Source organism: Blautia sp. AF26-2, assembly GCF_003460955.1.
GTDB classification, from domain to species: Bacteria; Bacillota; Clostridia; order Lachnospirales; family Lachnospiraceae; genus Fusicatenibacter; species Fusicatenibacter saccharivorans.
In genome coordinates this window covers 213,140-232,744 of sequence record NZ_QTWD01000007.1, presented here as the reverse complement: position 1 = coordinate 232,744, position 19,605 = coordinate 213,140, and the positions used below count along the sequence as shown (strand labels likewise).

The following is a 19,605-nucleotide window of genomic DNA, read 5'->3' as shown; positions in this document are numbered from 1 at the left end:
TGTCTTATTTCTTTTTCTTCTTTGGAAATTCCAGATGGAACCTTGGCTTTCCGTCCTCCAGTGTCAGTAAAAGATCTGCGTCAAACTTTATATCTTTTTTTCTGGAATACAGCCCTTTTACATGAGTACAGGCTTTATCAAGAAGCTCCACTGCCATCTTTTTATCCAGTGTTTTCTCCATGCTTCCTAAGAAACGGTTTTCTTTCCAGAGGGCAAAATCACACTGCCGGTTGGAACAGTAAAAATTCTGTTTTCCTTCGTAGACATCCGAACCGCAGACCGGACACTTACCGATCACTTCCCTTGCTTTCTGGAACCTTCTCCTTTCCACTTCCGGTATCTCCCTGCACACAGAAAGAATCTTACCGACTAAGGAAGTGATCTCTCCCATAAACTGTGTATCTGTGATCTGCCCTTTTTCCATCATTAAAAGCTGATTCTCCCATTCGGCAGTCATTGCGGCAGATTTCAGATAAGCCGGCATGACATTCACCAGTTCCCTGCCCTCTGTGCTTGGCAAGATCTGCTTTCCTTTTCTGACTGCATAGCCGGAAGAAACCAGTTTTTCAATGATGCCAGCCCTGGTTGCCGGAGTCCCCAATCCTTTCTTCTCTGTCTCCGAATCAAAGTCTTTATTCCCTGCGGTTTCCATAGCAGCAAGGAGGGTATCTTCATTGAATGGTTTTGGCGGGGAAGTAAAATGCACTGTCTTTTCTGCCTTTACCGGAGAAATCGTCATTCCTTCTTCATAGCCATATGGAATGGAAGTTTCTTTTTCCGTTTCTTCTTCCGGCTTGGCTTTCACGCACTGGTTCTTAAAAGCATTTCCCGCCTCTTTAAATCCCATCTGCACCGGCACTTTTCCTCTGGCGGTAAAATCATGTTCCTGACATTTGACCGTAATATCAGTCTGCTCATACTGATACTCTTCCCCGGTTGCCTGCACCAGCTGCTGGCAGACCAGCATCATCAGGTTCTTTTTGTCCGCTGGCAGATCAGAGATTCCTTTTTCTACGGCTTCTTTGGTTGGAAGAATCGCATGATGGTCGGATACTTTTGCATTGTTGATCACTCTGGTGATATTATGTCCCAGCTGTCCATAATCCAGGAACGGAAGTAAGACTGGCATTTTCCCTACCAGTTCCTCTACGGTATCCCTCATATCCTCCGTCACGAACTGGCTGTCCGTTCTTGGATAAGTGACCAGCTTTTCTTCATATAATTCCTGCAGCATATCCAGTGTTTTCTTTGCCGTATAGCCAAAGTAACGGTTTGCTTCCCTTTGCAGGCTGGTCAGATCATAAAGTTTGGGAGGAAATGCTTTCTTTTGTTCCTTCTTTACCTGTGTAATCACAGCTTCCGAACCCATACATAAGGAAGCAAGGAGATCGGCGGCTTCCTCATTTGCAATATTTTCAGAAACCACCGTAAGCCTTCCGTCTGTCAGTGCTACTTTATAAAAGGCTTCTTTCTGAAAATGCTCAATCTTATCCTGACGTTCTGCAAGCATGGCAAGCGTTGGCGTCTGCACCCTGCCCACAACCAGACGTTTAAAATAACAGGTCGTATATGCCCTGGTTCCGTTCATTCCGATCAGCCAGTCTGCCTGTGCCCTGCATACCGCAGCCATGCAGATATTCCGGTATTCCTCTGCTCCTTTCATTGTATGAAAACCAGTCCGGATTGCCGTATCTTCCATGGAACTGATCCATAAACGCTTCACCGGTTTCCTGCATCCGGCAAGGTCATACACTCTCTGGAAGATCAGTTCCCCTTCCCTTCCTGCATCACAGCCATTTACCAGATAGTCCACATCTGCCCGGTTCATCAGGCTTTTTAACACATCAAACTGTTTCTTCTTATCTCTGGAAACTTTCAACTTCCAGACCTGCGGAAGAATCGGAAGGTCATCAAACTGCCATTTCTCATATTTGGAATCGTATTCTTCCGGCTGTGCATACTCTGCCAGATGCCCAAGGCACCAGCTGACAATACAGCTCTCTCCCTCTAAATATCCGTCCCCTTTCTTATAAGCTGACAGGTTTTTGGCATAACTCTGTGCCACACTTGGTTTCTCTGCGATCACTAAAAATTTTGACATACGCTTTTTTGTCCTTTCTGAAAAAAGGGCAGCCAAACTGCTCTGGCCGCCCCTGTCCTTATTTTGGTTGCTTCTTTGGAGATGGAAGTTTATTCTTTTTCCTCATCCTCTTCTTCATTTACATACGGTCCATCAGAAAACTCCAGCTGTTCGCTTACATAGTCCTCCTCTTTGCCACGTCCATGCTTTTTATAAACGGCAATCCCTGCCACTCCAAGAATCACTGCAAGTACGATTGCTCCAAGACCTTTTACATTCATTCCTGTCTGTTCTTCTTTCTTCACTTCGGTTTCCTCCTCTACTGCCGGGGTAGTTTCCGGTGTGGTTTCCGGAATCACTACGGTTGATTCTTCGGTTTCTTTGCTCTTTTCTGTCTCATCCAGAAATTCTGCCAGGTCATTCTCATCGACCAGGGACATCATGTACACGTTTTCTGTATTGCTGGAACGGTCAATGACCATGTAAAACGTGTTTCCCTTCTTGGTCTGGATGGTAAGGAACTGTTTCGTATCATCATTTTCCTTATCATCCACCAGCTGGGCATTTCCCGGAGTAGAAAAAGCAGAATTATCCCCTTCCCCGGTGACCCTTCCGATATCCTCTTTCTTCTCCGTATCTTCTGTTGATTCTGTTGTTGTTTCTTCTACTACCTGTGTCGTTGTCTCCTCCGCCGGTGGGTTTGCATTTGCGTAAACCGTAGCAATGGATGTCCCGGAGATCATGGTGACTGCCATGGCAATCATAAGCAGTTTCTTTACCACTTTATTCCTCATCGTCTAAAACCTCTCTTTCTGTCATCTGACCAACAGATGGTCTATGAACTTCTGCGTTGTTTTCCTTTTTCTGCGGAGCTTTTGCATCCTCCACCGTAATACCGCCATCCTCATCCATCTGGATCGTAACGGTTCCTTTCTGAATCCCGTCAAGCAAGACAAGCAGGCTGCGGCTGTCCAGCTTCATGGAACGGAACGACTTAACGATCTCTATATCTTCCATCTGCTGTCTCAATGTATTCTGCCGCTTCAGGTGTTCCTGTAATTCAGCAATCTTATCCTCCGTTTTCTGAATATCATCCAGAAGTTTTTTTAATTTCATGTTCATCTGCCCTGTCACCTCCTCTAATGCAGACGACCAAACGCCATAAAATGTTCCTGCCAGTAGGCACTTGCGATGCTCGTATACTGGACAGGCTTGCCACAGTGGATCATCATGTTATTGCCGACATAGATTCCCACATGGCTTGCTCCCGCTGTGTCATAGGTTCCCTGGAAGAAGATCAGATCTCCCGGTTTTGCCTCCGATGGCGATACCTGCGAACAGTGTGACCGCAGCTCATCGGCAGTACATCTTCCGACATTCCATCCATTTCCACAGTTATTGATAACCCAGCTTACAAAGCCGGAACAGTCAAAACCACTTGGGGAATAACCGCCCCATACATATGGAACACCCAGATATTTTTCTGCTTCCTGTATCATTTTTGCAAACTGTGGATCAGATAAAGCATCTGCCGGTATGTCGTAACCAAATCCACTGCTTCCGGTGGGTATGCTGTTTAGATCAAACAGATAATCACGGTTGCCATAATATTTGTTATACGCATCGTAGCGTTCCTGTTCTTCCTCTGTCATACGGCTCCTTAACACGGCATCCAGGCTGTGGTTTGTCATCGTTACATCCAGGCGGTTCACTTCTTTTGTGGTCGTGACCTGCACTTCCTGGCTTCCATTACTGTCTGCTATGTAGGCTTCCCATGTCTGGTGTCCATGTGCGGATGCCGCCGCATGATTGTCATAGTAAACATCGAACTGTACCCCATATCTTGCAAACGCTCCAGTATCTTCTACTACATATTCCACACCGTTCATGACTACATGTGTTCCGATCGGCACAAATGGGTTCGCTGCATCCACGGCAATCGTATGGTTTGCTGTCGGCATCGCCCCACTGGCTGTCGGTCCGCCACTCCACTGCCCACAGCAGATCGGGCAGTTACAGTATCCACTCGTCACAACCTGTCCCAAGGATTCCCCTACCCGGACCGTCTTGGTTTCCGTAACCGTCTCTCTGGTAGAGTCTGTGGTGATCCCATACTGCTGTCGGAAGATTTCCTTAATCTCCTCTGCCACTTCCTCGTAAGTGAAGCCGCCATATTTTACCGTAAGATAAGAGATCAGCTGATATGGGTTATGACCGATCTCATCAATCTGATACCGGTATTCATCGTAATCCGGATGGGTGGATTCCATCTGGTTGATCTGTGTATTCAGTGCTTCTTCCAAGGCACGGTACGCATTTTCAGCGGCATAAATATCTTCATCCGTACTGGAATAGCTGGTAGAGATGATCGCTGAGGAAGCTCCCTGCAAGGATGCCGTACAGCTGGTAAAACTGGCTGCGATCAGCACAAAGATCAGGGCAAAGACTGCTACCGTGGCAAAAATTCCCCGGTTCTGTGCCATCACCATCTTGACCGCATCTTTCGCTTTTTCCGTAAACTTCTGTGCGGAAGTGATCGCTGCATCCTTTACTTTTTTACTCTGTCTGGCTGCCTGATACTGCTTCTGGTAACGCTTCTTCTGAAAGAGTTTCTGCAGGGCAGATTTCTTTTTCTTCTCTGCTTCTCTTTTCACTGCGTCCTTCGCTTCATTTCCATAGGCAGTCTCAAATACCAGCCTGCTCCTTTCTGCTTCATCCAGGACGCTTTCTTTTAATCTCCGAGATTCTTCCCTCCGCCCTTTCAGCTGTTCCCGCATGTAGATGGATTTCCTTGCAAGGCTTTCCCCGGCAAGTTCTGCCCGGTGTGCCCCTTCCACTGCCGCATTTTCATCCTCTTCTTCGTGCGTTTTCCAGTGTGCTGCTGTGACTGCCGCATCTTTGACTGCCGATGCCGGATTCCGGATACCGATCCCGGCACCATGTACCATGCCGTCACCCTCATCACCAAAAGACAGACGGGAAACTTTTTTCCGCTGTTCCTTCAGCACCCGTTCCCTTTTGGACTTGCCTTTGATCTCCTCGTGGAACTTATCCAGGGAATCTTCCATCACTTCGGAAGTTTCCCGGTAACGGGCAGATTCTCTTTTGGCTGCTTTTTCTTCTCTGGAAGTCTCCTTTTCCTTCCTTCTTTCCTTTGCAGCATAATCCCTGACCATCTTTTTCTTCTGAAGATCCCGGCTGTCTGCAACTGTCTCCAGATATGCCCGTTCCCCTCTTGGCTGTCCACGGATACTCTCTGTGCGAAAGGCAGATTTGGGGTTCTCGCTGCTATCGTCTGTAAGCCCCTCTTCTACATCCGCATCAGTTGCTATATCTTGTTCATCATCCAATATATCTGCATGTTCCCTACTATATCTGGGTTTTCTGGAACTCTGCTCCGGCTGTTCCATCTCCCGTTCTTCTTTCAGCCGTTCATGTCTGCGTTTACTAAAATCCAGTTCCTCTTTCTTCTCACTGCGGGAAATCTCGGTATCCGTATCCCGTCCGGTGATCCTTTTTTCTTCCTTGTTCCGGAGGTTTTCTTCCCGCAGACCATCCCGGCTCATTTTCTGGACGGTTTTATCTCTCGCCTTATACTCATGCTCCTGCAACTTTGACCATCCCCTTTACTGTTTTGTACCGGTTATTCTGTCTTATCCTGATAGTCCTCCCATTTTTCCAACACTTCATCTGCCATCCCTGCAATGGAATCCGTCAGCTTGTCTGTCATTCGCTCACTTAAAGTCCCCCTTACAGCCAGACAAGATACAATTCCCGTAAAGTCAATCAGTTCTGCCAGATAGATAAGGTCATCCACCATCTCATCAGCCATTACTTTTTCCTTTCTGTCCTTTTCCATTTTCAAAATCTCCTTTTCATTGTCTGCACAGATTCTTTCTGCAAATACGCAGCAAGGCTCACCGCTGCATCTCTCCATGTTTCTGTAATCTTCCATCTTGTAATCCTCCATGATTTCCGGGCAGAAAAATTGCCGGAAGTATCTCCCGGCTCATCCTCTACTCTGTTTTATTTTGTTTCGTTTATTTCTTTAATCGTTCCGTTCTCCAATACCAAGTTTCTTCCGTTTCTCCACCTCGTCCGGCTTGGAAGTCATCAGGGCATACAACATCAGGGAATTATCAAACTTATCCTTGAACGGGATAATGGTACTGCCATAAAAGACCAGTCCCTCACCTTCCCCGCTGTTCGTTACATAAGAAAGCTGGTGTGGGGAAATGTTGAGCTGCTTTGCAAGGATCTGTCTGTCACCGGATGCCTGATTGAGCATCAGTATAAAGTCAGAGTTTTCAAAGATGTTCTCAATCTCCCGGCTGGCTAACAGGTCTTTTACGTTCTGTGTGATACCCGTCGGGATACCACCCCATTTACGGAATCGCTTCCAGATCTCCACGCTGTATGCTGCTGTCTGCTCCTCTTTTAAGAGCAGATGGAACTCATCAATGTAATATCTGGTACTCTTATTCGCAGAACGGTTGATCGTTACCCTGTTCCACACCTGGTCCTGTACGATCAGCATCCCCAGTTTTTTCAGCTGTTTTCCCAGATCCTTAATGTCAAAACATACGATACGGTTACTCAGTTCCACGTTGGTTCTATGGTTAAACACTTTTAAGGAACCATTGACGTAAATCTCAAGTGCCGTTGCCAGACGCTGTGCTTCCTGCTCTTTCTGATTACGGAGAAGATTATATAGATCCTCTAAGATCGGCATTTTTTCCGGTACCGGGTCAGAAAGGAAATCCTGATAGACCAGCCTTACGCATCGGTCAATGACGGTCTTTTCAACCGGCTCCAGTCCGTTCTTTCCGCCTACTACCAGCTCACAAAGAGACAGGATGAAGTCCGATTTTAAGGAAAGTGGGTCATCATCGTCAGCGTAATCCAGGTTAATATCCATCGGATTGATATAATCGTGGCTGGTCGGGGAAATACGGATCACCTGTCCATGAAATGCCCGGACTAACGGATAATATTCACCTTCCGGATCACAGACGATAATGTCATCTTTCGTCACGATAAATGCGTTTGCAATCTCTCGTTTTGCCGCAAACGACTTACCGGAACCCGGTGTACCAAGAATCAGTCCGTTCGGGTTTTTCAGCTTCTTCCTGTCTGCCATGATAAGGTTATTGGACAGGGCATTTAATCCATAATAAATAGATTCCCCAGCCATAAATAATTCCTGTGTGGTAAACGGAACAAAAATTGCTGTGGATGTCGTTGTCAGTGCCCGTTTGATCGGCACAAAATTCATCGCAAGCGGCAGGCAGCTCATCAGTCCCGGCTCCTGCTGGTAATCCAGCCGTTTCAATGCACAATTATATTTCTGTGCGATGCCGGCAGTCTGGAACACCACATTTTCCAATTCCTGTTTGGTCGGTGCGGTATTTAAAAACAACGCTGTCACAAGGAACATTCGCTCATTTCTGGACTGCAGATCTTCCAGAAGCCTTTTTGCTTCCCCACCGTATGTATTTAAGTCCGAAGGGATAATGTCCATGTCATAACCTGCCCGGACCGCTTTTTTCTGTTCCTCGATCTTCATACGGTTAATATCCGTCACCTTGCTTTTCACCAGTTTGATCGCCTTCATCTGGTCGATGGACTGGATATGGAAATTTACCATCAGGTTACTGTCCATCTCCAGAAACTCTGCCAGCATCTTGTCGGTAAGTTCCGGTGCAAGGATCTGTAAATAGGAAACAGCTCCCATCGTGCCGCCCATCTCAAAATCTTTTCCATTCTTAAATACAAAACTGGTCGGTGCGACATAATCCTTGGTACTAAGCCCTGTCCGAAGTACATCGTCATAAGAGAAATGGAACGGAACTTTGCTGTCCTGGTTAAAGGTTTCATACATGATCTGTAACCGTTCCTCTCCGTTCAGCGGATAGGCAGATACCCCAAGGATCTTAAAGTTATTCAGAATATCCGACTCGATACGTTCCAGTTTTGGCCGTGCTTCCCGGATATTCTCCGCTTCAATCCCAAATGTGATATATTTGGTACGCATCAGCCCGTTATTTCCTTTTGCCAGCTGGTTATTGAGCATCTGGGCAAACTCCATACGCAGGTCATCAAATGCATCCTCCTGCGGATTGATATGGATGACCTTCTCATACTCTGCCATGTTGCTGTGCTGGTTGATAAAAGACAGCTGAAAATGAATCGTGCTGTCAAAGTAATTCAGGAAATCACACCAGTTTTCAAAGATGGCGTTCTTATCTTCATTCTGTGCCAGCTGATAGTTGATGTCATAAAAACGGATCGTCTTGGAATAAAACTTGTCCTGCACCCGGCAGATACCGTCCCTTCCCATCTCATGGTATGGAATCGACTGCTGTGCAGTGATCCTCTTATCTCTGGCACTATCCGGTGTTTTCTTTCCTGTCCCACTGCCTTTCGTTCCGGAAACCACTTTTCCTGCCGGACGCTGCCCCGACGGTGCTGCGACAGGTCTGCTCTTTTTCTTTTTTGCGTTTTTCTTTGCGTCACGCACTGCCTGCTTTTCTGCTCTGGCTGCCAGCTTTGCTTCCCTTTTTGCATTTTTCTTATCCGCTTTTTCATGTTCCTTATGCAGTTTTTCTTCATATTTCTGTGCCCTTTTGAGGGCTTTCTTTTCCCTGCGTGTCAGTTTCCGGTTCGGTCTGCGGACACCTCTTTGCCGTTCCAGTGCTTCATACCCTGTCACCATCGGCTCATCATGCAGTCTGCCGCTTACTGGTCTTCTTTTCATTGCGGGGTCTGGAAGTTCTTCTTCTCCATCCTCCTCATCCAGCCAGTAATCATCCGGATATAATTCGTCTAAACTCTGTGGCGGCTGTCTATCGTTTTTTCTTTTTAACACTCTTCGTTCCCCCTTTCTTCTTTCTGACCACGGTATATTTTTTCTCGTACATATTTTCCATCTGGTACTTGCGTACCGGAGGACGGATAAATTTTACGGTGATCATATTTTTTAAGACCTTTTCTAACGGAAGCCCATCCTTCTCATACATGGCAAACAAAAATGCCGGAAGCATCAGAAGGCACATCCCGGTCGCTGCGTTACTGGAACCAATAATTCCCCTGCTTAAGAAATAAAACGGAAGCCCTACCGCCGCCGCAATCCCAAAGCAGATCAGCTGCCGTTTCGTCAGATTGAAAATGATCTTATTCTTGACCTTGGTTAAGTCTTTAGGCACAGATACAAATGCCATTGCCAATTCCTCCTTTCTTAATGGGCGTTAAAGATACTGCGGGCGAAGTTTCCTGTTTTCATCAGACTGAAACACAGGATCACCGTGTATGCCATCACGCCGAACAATGCAGAATGTATGTTATCTGACATTTGGATGTTTGCGACCAGGACCGCATAGATTCCCACGCAGACCATCATAAAAAATCCCTGGAATGCCAGTGCAAACAATCCACGAAGATAGTTGTTCCCGATCTGCCCCCATTCCCGGTTGGACATGGTTGCGAACGGGATCGCTCCAACGGACGAATAGAGATAAATCTCAATCATACGTCCATACAAAATCACTGTAATAAAGACTGAGATAATCTTCATACACAGGCTTACAAGCATCGTTTCCAGTGCCAGTATGACAAGTTCACCAATCTCCATAGATTCCATCGCCGTTTCCATTGTAGAGATCATCGTATCTATATTGATCGCTGTATCAGAACTGATAACTCCAGCTGCCCGGCTGACTACGGACTGCCCGACATCAAATACCGCCATCGTGATCGTAAAGGTATGGCTGACGATCCAGACTGCCACCCACATCTTGAAAAAGTATTTAAAGAACATCCAGGTGTCGATGTCGTGCATGTTGTTCTTTTCCGTCAACATGGAGATCAGCTCATAACAAAGTACAAATGTGATAATCATACCGGCAATCGGTACAATGACCGACTCGGAAAGATTCTGTATCATGCTGTAAATGCTGCCATTCCAGCCCTGCGGTGTCTGCCCAACCTGAGCAGCAATCTGACCGGTCTTTTCATTGACATCGGTATACATTGTTGTCAGGTTGGAACTTACCATGCCTGTCAGAAGATTCCTCATCCATTCTTCAATCGCTTCAAATATCCGATCCATGAGTCATCTCCCTCCTGCTTCTCTCAGCTGAACAATCCGGACAGTAACGGTACCAGCTGGGTGCCAATCAGAACGACACCGCCTCCTGCCATCAGCTGCTTGATCCCCTGGGACTTTGCACCTGGGTTGTCGTTTCCATATCCTTCTAACAGGTTAATAACACCCCATACTGCAAGTCCTGCTCCGATTGCCACCACTAGTGTCTGTAAAATATTGATTGCCTGATTAAAAAACGCCATATTCGTTGTCTCCTTTCAAATCTCTGTATTTCTTTGGTTTCTATCTTTAAGAAGTCTTTTCCGGCTCTGCCCTTACGGGCGGCCTTTCATGATCTCTCAAATCCATCACCTCCCAAAAGGGCAAAGAAAAAAGAGCTATGTGTCCGAATCTTTCACATGCTCTGCTTCCTTGTTTTCTGTATTTAATTCTTTTGCCAGACTCTCTTCCGAAAACTCATACAGGTCAAATTCCTGTGTCCTCGTCAGTTTCACTTCCATCCGATGCCGCATATACGCTTCCACATCAAACTCATTTTTCTTATCGTAGTCTGACAGCTCCTTATACCGTTTGTGTTTGGTAATATCGAACTTGTCACTGAAAAATGGTCTTACACCTCGAAGCTGCAAGATACATTTGCTGCCATCCATGACCGCAAGTTCGTCCCGGCTCATCAATTCCTTTCCTGTTTTTTGATAGTTCATCCCGTAAGAACGGCTCTGTCCACGGGTGTCCGAAGTGTTATATAAATCAATCGTTTCTTTTCCCAGCGTCTCGGAAATCTCCTTTAAGGTCGAACTTTCCTTACCGCCAAGGAATAACATCGTGTCGCAGTTACCTAAGATTGTCTCAGCTGCATCTTTGTAGATCGTCTTTAACTGGGACTGCGACTGGAGGATAATGGATGCAGAGATTTCCCTGCTACGGATGGTGGCGATCAGCTTGTCAAACTTTGGAATCTGACCGATATTTGCGAACTCGTCACAGAGGATTCTGACATGATATGGCAATCTTCCATGATGTACATCGTCCGCTCTGTCACATAACAGGTTGAATAACTGGCTGTACATCATCGCCACAACAAAGTTAAAGGTATCATCCGTATCAGAAATGATAATAAACAGTGCTGTCCTCTGGTCACCTACCATATCCAATTCCATCTCATCATAGCTCATGATCTCACGAAGCTCTGCAATGTCAAACGGTGCAAGCCTTGCACCACAGGAAATCAAAATACTCTTTGCTGTTTTTCCTGCCGCCAGTTTATATTTCTTATACTGACGCACTGCAAAATGCTCCGGTTCTTCCTTTTCCAGTTCCTCAAACAGCATATCTACTGCATTTTTAAATGTCTCATCATCTTCCCTTGTTTCCGAAGCGTTGATAAACTCAAGCAGGGTCGCAAAGTTCTGTTCTTCTTCCGGTGCTTCATACCAGATATAGCCGATCAGGGCACAGTACAGAAGCCTCTCTGCTTTCGTCCAGAAATCCTCACTGGACTTCTCGCCTTCCCCTTTCGTGTTCACCATGATCGTATTTACCAGTTTCAAAATATCCTTTTCCGAATGGATATAGTGGAAGGGGTTATAATGCATACTCTTGGAAAAATTGATCGTATTCAATACTTTCACTTTATATCCATGCCGTACCAGCATCTTTCCGCACTCAATGATGATCGTCCCTTTCGGGTCCGTGACCACATAACTGATGTATTTTCCCATCTGCATCAAGTTGGGTTTTACATAAAAACGTGTCTTTCCTGAGCCAGATCCGCCAATCACGATCACGTTCTTGTTCCTCGCAAATTTCGGATTCTTTGGTCTGCCATTCATGGTCAGCCGTTCCGTCATGGTCAGCAGGATATTGTTTTCAAATACCGGGTCGATAAAGGGTGCAATGTCTTTTGCCGTCCCCCATCTTGCCGAACCATACTCCACTCCCTGCCGGAACTTTTTGGCATTTTTTCCTTTCATGTAGACCATGAGCTTCACTGCCACGGCTCCAGTAATCCCAACCAGCAATTCATTTTTATGCATACTTGGGAGAATCCTGCTAAATGCCATCTGGAAATTTAAGATCAGTACCATCAGTCTTTCTATCATGGAATCACCTACACAGTATTGATATAACCATGCCAGCTTATTTCCCACATAAAAGATCACGATATATGGAAGATTCATCAGAACAATCCGAAGCAGCTTATGTACATCCACCGGCGGTAATCTCTCCAGGTATCCTTTTCCTACACCAAGCAACTTCTGTAATCTGCTCATAATGACGGCTCCTTCTCCTTTCCTTTTGTTTTCTCCAGTTCCCTGTGCTTTGCAAGCGATTTGGTGATTGCCTGCTGTAACTTCTTCCTCACAGATGGTTTTTTGTCCTTATTCAGAGACTTGCCCGTGTATTCCTTAAAAGCGGCAGTCATCACATCAGCATCCCTTGCCTTAAAGAACACATAGTATCTTGGCGGGTCCGCAGTCACATCTTTTTTCAGGCTGAAATCAATGCTGTACTTCTTTGCTACCCGTTCAAAAGACTTGATGTTTCCATCTGTGATCTCAATGTTGGACAGCTGTACATTCTGCTTCATCAGCTTATCAAGGCTCTGTTTTCCCTTGTAGGTCTTATCCTCCTTTTCCTTCTGGGGCTGCTTCTGGTTTGTTTTCTGTCCCTGCTGTTTTTTCTCCTGCTCCATCTTTGCAAGAGCCTTTACCATGGCAGCTTTCAGCAAGTTGGCAGTGACCTTGCCACAGCGGATACAAAGTGAGACTGTTTTCTCATTCACTTCATCCTGCAATCACACCACGCCCTTTCTTCTCTCACTGCTGTCTTATCCTCATTTATCACATTGCTGCTCCTTTCCTCTCTTTTCTGCCAGTTTCATATATTCTTTTTCTGATTCCGCCCCCACTTTGATACAGCACCAAAGGACAAATCCATATACCAGAAATACTGCAGCCGCAGCAACGATCAATACTGTTTTTGTCATCTTCTTTTCTCCCTTCACATCTCTTGAAATTTTTCAAAAGGGCATCTATGAATCCTGTGTCCATAAATGCCCTCATCCATTACTGAAAAATCCTATGATCTCTTATTTTTTCTTTTTGCGAAGAATCACTGTGCCACCAAGACCAGCCATTCCAGCCCCTGCAAGCAGAATCCAGAACAGAATCGGAGTATTATCTCCTGTCTTTGGTGAAGTCGATTTCTTTGTTTCTTCTGTGGTTTTCGTCTCCGGCGTTGGTGTGGTTTCTGGTGTTTCCGTCGGTGTCTCTGTTGGAGTTTCCTCCGGTTTCGCCTCATCCTTCATCACAACCTTCTGGATTTCTCCAGTATCTTTGACCGTAAACTTTACATCCTCTGCAACCAGATAACCGTCCGGTGCAGTTTCTTCACGAAGGGTATATTCCCCGATTGGAAGCATCTCAATATAGTGTGGTTTTTCTTCAGATGTCCAGCTTTCTACGGTCTTTCCATCTTTGTCAAGGATCGTCAGTTTCGCTCCTGGCAGCTCCTTACCAGAAATATCGGTCTTGGAAATCTGCACTTTTGTCACATCATCCTTCATTTCCACTTTCTGTACTTCACTGGTATCTTCCACCGTAAAAGTGATGCTCTCTGCTGTCACATAACCGTCCGCAGGAAGTGTTTCTGTCATGGTGTACTTCTTGCCAGCGGTCAGTTCTTTGATGATATGTGCTTCTTTACCGGAAGTCCATTCATCCACAGTGTTTCCACTCTCATCTGTGACTTTTAGTTTTGCTCCCTCAATCTCCTTTCCGTCTGTCAGGGATGTTTTGGTAAACTCTACGGTTGTCGGCTCATCTTCAAAAGTGAACGCATAAGACAGTGTTTCCTTATCTGCCCCACCATATTCAAAAGTAAATTCCTGTACCTGGTCTGTTGTCGCAAATCCCGGTGCCGGGGAAGTTTCTTTCACATAGTAGGTATAGCCAAGTGGCAGATCTGCCGTAAAGGTCAGTTTTCCTTCCTTATCCGTAGCCTGCTCCTCAATAACCGTATTTGCTTTCAGGATCACATCGCCTTTTGCATTGACAATATCTTCTTTATTGCACAGGGCAAATACAGCCCCTTCCAGTACACGGTCGGAATCTTTTTCTTTCTTTAGCACGTTCACTTCTGCCTTCTGACGTTTGTTCTGCCAGTCAGCGGAATAAGTAACAACTGCGGTATTCTGGTCACGGTAAGTCAAATCTACTTCACGAGTTTCTCCATCCAAGACATATCCACTTGCTGTCTCTTTCTCTTTGACATAGTATTTGCCAAGAGGAAGGTCTGTCAGTTTTGCCACGCCTGTTTCATCCGTCGTGATCGTTGCTACCAGTGCATCTTTCTTGTAGTAATCTTCACTCTCGCCATCCGCTGCTTTTATATCTTCTAAGGCATAAACCTCAAAAGTAACCTCTTTCAGGGAACCGGAAAGATATTCAAACAGATGCTTCATCCATCCGCCAATGGAATCCAGTGCAGATACTTTCTCCAGGAACTCACCTTTTTTATTGATGATAAGTGTTCCGGTTGGCACTGCATCTTTCATCTCTACCTTCTGGATCTCGGCAGTATCGTCCACAGTAAAAGAAACTTCTTCCGCCATCAGATAGCCATAAGGAGCCATTTCTTCACGAAGGGTATACGTCTCCCCGGCTGTGAGTCTTTCAATCAGATGTTCCTCACCCTTTACAGACTTCCATGTATCTACCACATTTCCATCCTTATCAAGCACCGTAAGCGTTGCCCCTGAAAGTTCCACGCCTGTCGTAATATCGGACTTCGTAAAGGTTACTTTTGTCGGCTGGTTCTTAAATACAGATTCCAGCTCTACCACTTTCACATCCTGTCCCTGATATTTGGCAGTCACTTCCAAAGTCTCAAAAGAAGAGACATACCCTGCCGGAGCTGCAAGTTCTTTGATATAGTAAGTACCAAATGGAAGGTCAACGTCAAATACTGCCCTTCCATCTTCCCCACTGACTGCTTTTCCAAGTAAGGTATCTGCCTTCACAATCACTTCTTCATGTGTCAGAATATCTTCTTTTGCATAGATGCCAAACTCTGCACCTGCCACAACCGTTTCTGTCTCTGCATCCTGTTTTACTACGGACACTTCCACTTTCTGACGGTCATTCTCAAAAGTTGCTGTCTGCTCGATGACTGGTGTTTTCTGGTCTTTGTATTCAAATGTTACTGTCTGTGCTTCTTCGTTTAACACAAAGCCCTCTGGTGCTGTCTTTTCAACAATCTTATAGGTTCCAAGTGGAAGGTCGGTGATCTGTGCCTTTCCATCCTTATCCGTGGTAACAGTTCCTACCAGTTCCCCGGAAGCATACTCCAGGATACGGTTTCCGTTATCATCTTTCTGGAAGTCTGCTGTATAAATATCTTCTGCAGCATACATCTCAAAGACTGCTCCCTCCAGAGTTTCTTTCTGATAAGTAAAGTCATCTTTATAACCATTTAAGACCTTACCCTGTTTTACGATGTTCAGTTCTCCCTTAACCGGATGATTCTCGTATGCAATCTCGATGATCACATCGCCGGAAGTTCCGTCCATCTGATATGCTGTATTGGAATCTACATTCACCTCATAGTAATTCTCATTGAGCGTATATCCATAAGGTGCGTTCACTTCCTCAATACGGTAATGTCCAATTTTCAGATTCTGTGGAAGGATTAAGTATCCCTGCTCATCTGTAAAATAAGATTTGTGTTTTACCGTCGTCGGATAGGTTGTTACCTGTTCCACATACTTTTCTGTATCCAGGTTAAAAATCTTAAACTCTGTATTCTTCTGAAGCACTGCTTTCTTTGTCTCATCGTCCTGTTTGATGATCTTCAGCTTTGCTTCAAACTCTTTGTCAAGCAGCACTCTCCATACCTGCGGTGTAGTCGGATGATTTTCCGTAATCTGCACGATGAAATCATTGACCGGAGTGTAATTATGTGGCGTGGTTGTTTCACGGACGATGTAAGTTCCATAAGGAAGTGCAATACTGCGGGCATACCCTTTCTCATCCGTAAAGATCTCTGTTGCACCATTTTCCCCTATCACTACCGGCTTGACAGAATCAAAGTCATAGCTGCCATCTTCTTTTACTGTCAGGGATGATACCAGATAAGCGGTAAATCCTGCACCTTTCAGTAAATCGGCATCTGTCTTTCCGTTGTTCGCTGCCTTGATAATCTCAAATGGCTGCTTCATCACCTGTTCCAGAGACAGACAGTCACGCTTCACTTCCGCTACAAGATCACCCTCGTAGTTGCAGACCAGATCATGTTCTTCTTTATCTGCCAGGTAACCCGTTGGCGGAGTAATCTCTTTTACATAGTAATTACCAAGGTATAATCCATCTACGGAAGCCTGTCCATTCTTATCTGTTGTGAGAGTGGCAACCTGCTCGCCTGCTTTGTAGATCACACCAGTTGCTCCATCCGGATGGACAATATCCTCACGGGCATACAGTCCATAGACTGCCTTTTCTAAAGTAGCATCTCCCTGTGGAACAGCCTTCTTTGTTTCTTTGTCCTGCTTCTGTAAGGAAATCTTTGCTATCACACGCTCGTTTCTGAAGGTATGCTTAAATGTCAGTTTCGCTTCCTTATCGTTTGTATAAGAAAAAGTAAACGTATAGACATCATCCGCATTTCTCAGATAGCCTTCCGGAGCCTGTACTTCCTTTACATCATAGGAAAATCCCAGCGGCAGGTCTGCGGTAAACTTCGCCATTCCATCATTTCCAGTTGTCACTTTCTCAATCAGAGTGCCTTTCTTTACAACAACCGTTCCATCTGCATTTTTAATGTCACTGGCTGCATAAAGTCCAAAAATTCCTCCATCCAGAGGATTTTCTGTATCCTTATCCTGCTTTGTCACAATCACTTCTGCTTTCTGTCTGTCATTCGTAAAGGTTGTCTCAGAAAAAACAACATCTACATTCTGTCCTGCATAAGAAAGAGTGACAGACTTTTCTTCCCCGGCATTATAAAATCCGGTCGGAGCCTGTTTTTCTTTGACGATATATGTACCAAGATGCAGGTTTTTCAGAATGACTGCCCCATTCGAGTCTGTTGTCAGATTCTCTTTGACCAGATCACCCTTGCTGTAAACCTTGGCACCATAAGCAGTTTTAATATCTGCCCCGGCATACACATCATAAATCGCACCTTTCTGTCTGCGTTTTTCATACTTAAATGTTGTTCCATTCTCGGTGACATCTGCACCTGTCAGAACCTGACCTTCTTTATAAACAGTCAGCTGGCCCATCTGTTCTTCATCCGGAACAGTCACAGTTGCTGTTTTGCTGACTTCCAGTTTTACGTTGTAGGCAGTTGCATTGATACGGTATCCTGTCGGAGCTGTAATCTCTTTCAGATATACGGTATTCTGTGTCTTAATGATCTGTACGGACGCTTCCCCATTCGCATCAGTTGCCGGTAACTTTGTGATCAAATTTGTACAGTTTGCATCACTGTATAAACCAAACACGGCACCTGCCAGCTTTGCGTCTGCTTTTGCATCTCTTTTAATCACCTTAACACTTGCGTACTGTACCCATGTTACTTTGAAGTCCACATATTTTTCATCATCAACACCTTCACCAAATACCAGTGCCAGGTCCTGTGAACCAGATCCGGTACTGATCTTATACGCAGAATAATCTTTTGTTACACTGCCTTTCATCGTTGCAGACCAGTTTCCTGCGACATCCTGTACCTGTGTAAGAGGTGCAGATAAGTAAAACTTGGTTCCACCACTGATTTCCACTGCTTCGCCAGCTTTGCTTGTCTTTCCGGTTGTCACGTTGTGAAGTTTCACACCACTTGGAAGTTTCATTGTGATACTCTGCAGTTCATCTGCTTTAAAAATGATTTCCTTTGTTCTCTGGCTGTTGCCATCTACATAGGCTGTCACATCTGCATCAGAAAAACTCATATCTACATCTGGAATCTCCGGCTGTGAAATACAGTAATTATACAGTTTCATTGCAAGTGTCTTTGCTGTACCGCTTGCACCGGAAAAGGCAGAATCTCCACCATTAGCATAAGATGCTGCCAGATGTACCAGAATAAATCTGGCACCTGCACTTAGGTTTCCATATCCATTTTCCTCTGTGAAAAATCCTTCATCACCGGAAGCCTTTGTGCCATAGTAACAAACCTTTGCCAGCTTCTTACCATCACTGAGCTTTGTAATATCATAAGTACCACTTCCCGGACTGGATTTAGAAGGCTCCACGCAATATGCTGTTGCAGAAACATTACCAAACTGAACCGTATATTTGTAAGTCAGATAACTTCCATACCCGTAATCCGAATACTGATAACAGGTTCCTCTTGTTACTGTAACTTTCTTGGTACTCTGTGTTGCAATGTCTGTTGCCATGAAAGTAACCGCTTCTCCTTCTTCCATAGAATAAAGGTCGATACCGTTCTCCGCTGCCTGATCCATTACTTCTGAAACAGCCAGACCGGATTCTTCATCTGTCGTCACTTCCTGCTCATCTGTAAGATCAGTTACAATTTCTTTTGACCCGTCCGAATCAGCATCTTCATCCGCATTACCGGAATCTTCTGTTTCACCGGCATTTCCTTCACCAGCTGTATTTTCAGAAGAACTCTTTGTCTGTTCTTCTGTTTCTGGCTCTTTTACCGTAATGTTTCTGCTTACTCTGTAAGCTGGGTGACCGCTGACTGGCTCTACTGCATAGACAGCTTTGTAGGTATCCGGTGTATGTGCGTCAAAATCTGTACCGGCTTCACTCTTTGCTTCATGGAATAAAACTTTCACCTTTTTTTCATTCACGCCCTCTATACCGGACAGATCGACTTCCACCTCAAATTCTTCTCCATAGGGAATCTCAATATCCTTTGCTTCCACAATTTCATCTTTATCAAGAGTATCCTGCACATCCTGCAGTTCCGGATATTGCTGTTCAAATGAAGTTGGCTCTGGTTCTAATTCAGAAGCAGAAACCGTGACTGGTTGAACGATAACAGACGCCAAAGTTGCAACTGCCATAAATCCTGACAAGAATCTTTTAAATCGCATTTTCATTTTGACTGAGTCCTCTCTTTCTTCGATAATTTACTCCACTTTCGTTCAGGCTTACACCTGCATGAATCAATCATAGGAACCACCTCCCTTATGTCTTGGATTGACTTTTAAATAAAAACAGGATTGAGCTATTTAAGCCGCAAGAGGTAATTCGTAATCATTCCTGCCAAGGGTGCCTCTCATCCATTGCCCTTCACGTTGTCACCGAATGCCCGCCGCCAGATGCGTAGCTGGGAAATTCAGGTATCCTCTTGCTGCTGATATGAAATTGTCAAGGTTCACTTTTAGGGGGGAATTTATTGTTTTGAATTAAAATAGACATTTGCCCCTCCACTAACCGCATGTGTG

General features: G+C 45.1%; 13 protein-coding genes. All 13 read right to left on the bottom strand.

What is annotated here, in order from left to right; all coding sequences use genetic code 11:
• Positions 1 to 4: 4 nt before the first annotated feature.
• Complete coding sequence (locus DWY63_RS11115; protein ID WP_117640127.1) at positions 5 to 2,101, bottom strand: DNA topoisomerase 3; 2,097 nt, start codon at positions 2,099 to 2,101, stop codon at positions 5 to 7.
• Between the two features lie 89 nt (positions 2,102 to 2,190).
• Complete coding sequence (locus DWY63_RS11110) at positions 2,191 to 2,874, bottom strand: CD1107 family mobile element protein (RefSeq protein WP_117640123.1); 684 nt, start codon at positions 2,872 to 2,874, stop codon at positions 2,191 to 2,193.
• Positions 2,864 to 3,202 (bottom strand): DUF4315 family protein, encoded by a 339-nt coding sequence (locus tag DWY63_RS11105; RefSeq protein ID WP_117640121.1) that lies wholly within the window; start codon positions 3,200 to 3,202, stop codon positions 2,864 to 2,866. Before DWY63_RS11105 ends, DWY63_RS11110 begins: the two co-directional genes overlap by 11 nt.
• A 17-nt stretch (positions 3,203 to 3,219) precedes the next feature.
• Positions 3,220 to 5,691 carry a C40 family peptidase gene (locus DWY63_RS11100; protein WP_117802103.1) on the bottom strand — a complete coding sequence of 824 codons (2,472 nt, stop codon included), beginning with the start codon at positions 5,689 to 5,691 and terminating at the stop codon, positions 3,220 to 3,222.
• Between the two features lie 32 nt (positions 5,692 to 5,723).
• Positions 5,724 to 6,035: a hypothetical protein gene (locus DWY63_RS11095; protein ID WP_096241066.1), complete on the bottom strand. Its 312-nt coding sequence runs from the start codon at positions 6,033 to 6,035 to the stop codon at positions 5,724 to 5,726.
• A gap of 93 nt (positions 6,036 to 6,128) precedes the next feature.
• Positions 6,129 to 8,948 carry a VirB4-like conjugal transfer ATPase, CD1110 family gene (locus DWY63_RS11090; RefSeq protein WP_117802102.1) on the bottom strand — a complete coding sequence of 940 codons (2,820 nt, stop codon included), beginning with the start codon at positions 8,946 to 8,948 and terminating at the stop codon, positions 6,129 to 6,131.
• Positions 8,926 to 9,300 (bottom strand): PrgI family protein, encoded by a 375-nt coding sequence (locus tag DWY63_RS11085; protein ID WP_096241069.1) that lies wholly within the window; start codon positions 9,298 to 9,300, stop codon positions 8,926 to 8,928. The genes DWY63_RS11090 and DWY63_RS11085 overlap by 23 nt, the downstream gene beginning before the upstream one ends.
• A gap of 17 nt (positions 9,301 to 9,317) precedes the next feature.
• A complete protein-coding gene (locus DWY63_RS11080) occupies positions 9,318 to 10,187 on the bottom strand; it encodes a VirB6/TrbL-like conjugal transfer protein, CD1112 family (RefSeq protein ID WP_004612759.1) in 870 nt (289 codons plus the stop codon).
• A 23-nt stretch (positions 10,188 to 10,210) separates the two neighbouring features.
• Complete coding sequence (locus DWY63_RS11075) at positions 10,211 to 10,426, bottom strand: Maff2 family mobile element protein (RefSeq protein WP_005338487.1); 216 nt, start codon at positions 10,424 to 10,426, stop codon at positions 10,211 to 10,213.
• 135 nt (positions 10,427 to 10,561) lie between these two features.
• Positions 10,562 to 12,457, bottom strand: a complete 1,896-nt coding sequence (locus DWY63_RS11070) for a VirD4-like conjugal transfer protein, CD1115 family (RefSeq protein WP_117802101.1) — start codon at positions 12,455 to 12,457, stop codon at positions 10,562 to 10,564.
• Positions 12,454 to 12,981: a PcfB family protein gene (locus DWY63_RS11065; protein ID WP_004612793.1), complete on the bottom strand. Its 528-nt coding sequence runs from the start codon at positions 12,979 to 12,981 to the stop codon at positions 12,454 to 12,456. Before DWY63_RS11065 ends, DWY63_RS11070 begins: the two co-directional genes overlap by 4 nt.
• Before the next feature lie 39 nt (positions 12,982 to 13,020).
• Complete coding sequence (locus DWY63_RS18180; RefSeq protein ID WP_004612794.1) at positions 13,021 to 13,173, bottom strand: hypothetical protein; 153 nt, start codon at positions 13,171 to 13,173, stop codon at positions 13,021 to 13,023.
• 102 nt (positions 13,174 to 13,275) lie between these two features.
• Positions 13,276 to 19,257: a SpaA isopeptide-forming pilin-related protein gene (locus tag DWY63_RS11060; RefSeq protein WP_117802100.1), complete on the bottom strand. Its 5,982-nt coding sequence runs from the start codon at positions 19,255 to 19,257 to the stop codon at positions 13,276 to 13,278.
• Positions 19,258 to 19,605: the final 348 nt, after the last annotated feature.

Bases quoted from the DNA above. Each gene is read 5' to 3' on its own strand.
- DWY63_RS11115 (WP_117640127.1), bottom strand. From the start codon at position 2,101: ATGTCAAAATTTTTAGTGATCGCAGAGAAACCAAGTGTGGCACAGAGT.
- DWY63_RS11110 (WP_117640123.1), bottom strand. From the start codon at position 2,874: ATGAGGAATAAAGTGGTAAAGAAACTGCTTATGATTGCCATGGCAGTC.
- DWY63_RS11105 (WP_117640121.1), bottom strand. From the start codon at position 3,202: ATGAACATGAAATTAAAAAAACTTCTGGATGATATTCAGAAAACGGAG.
- DWY63_RS11095 (WP_096241066.1), bottom strand. From the start codon at position 6,035: ATGGAAGATTACAGAAACATGGAGAGATGCAGCGGTGAGCCTTGCTGC.
- DWY63_RS11085 (WP_096241069.1), bottom strand. From the start codon at position 9,300: ATGGCATTTGTATCTGTGCCTAAAGACTTAACCAAGGTCAAGAATAAG.
- DWY63_RS11080 (WP_004612759.1), bottom strand. From the start codon at position 10,187: ATGGATCGGATATTTGAAGCGATTGAAGAATGGATGAGGAATCTTCTG.
- DWY63_RS11075 (WP_005338487.1), bottom strand. From the start codon at position 10,426: ATGGCGTTTTTTAATCAGGCAATCAATATTTTACAGACACTAGTGGTG.
- DWY63_RS11070 (WP_117802101.1), bottom strand. From the start codon at position 12,457: ATGAGCAGATTACAGAAGTTGCTTGGTGTAGGAAAAGGATACCTGGAG.
- DWY63_RS18180 (WP_004612794.1), bottom strand. From the start codon at position 13,173: ATGACAAAAACAGTATTGATCGTTGCTGCGGCTGCAGTATTTCTGGTA.
- DWY63_RS11060 (WP_117802100.1), bottom strand. From the start codon at position 19,257: ATGAAAATGCGATTTAAAAGATTCTTGTCAGGATTTATGGCAGTTGCA.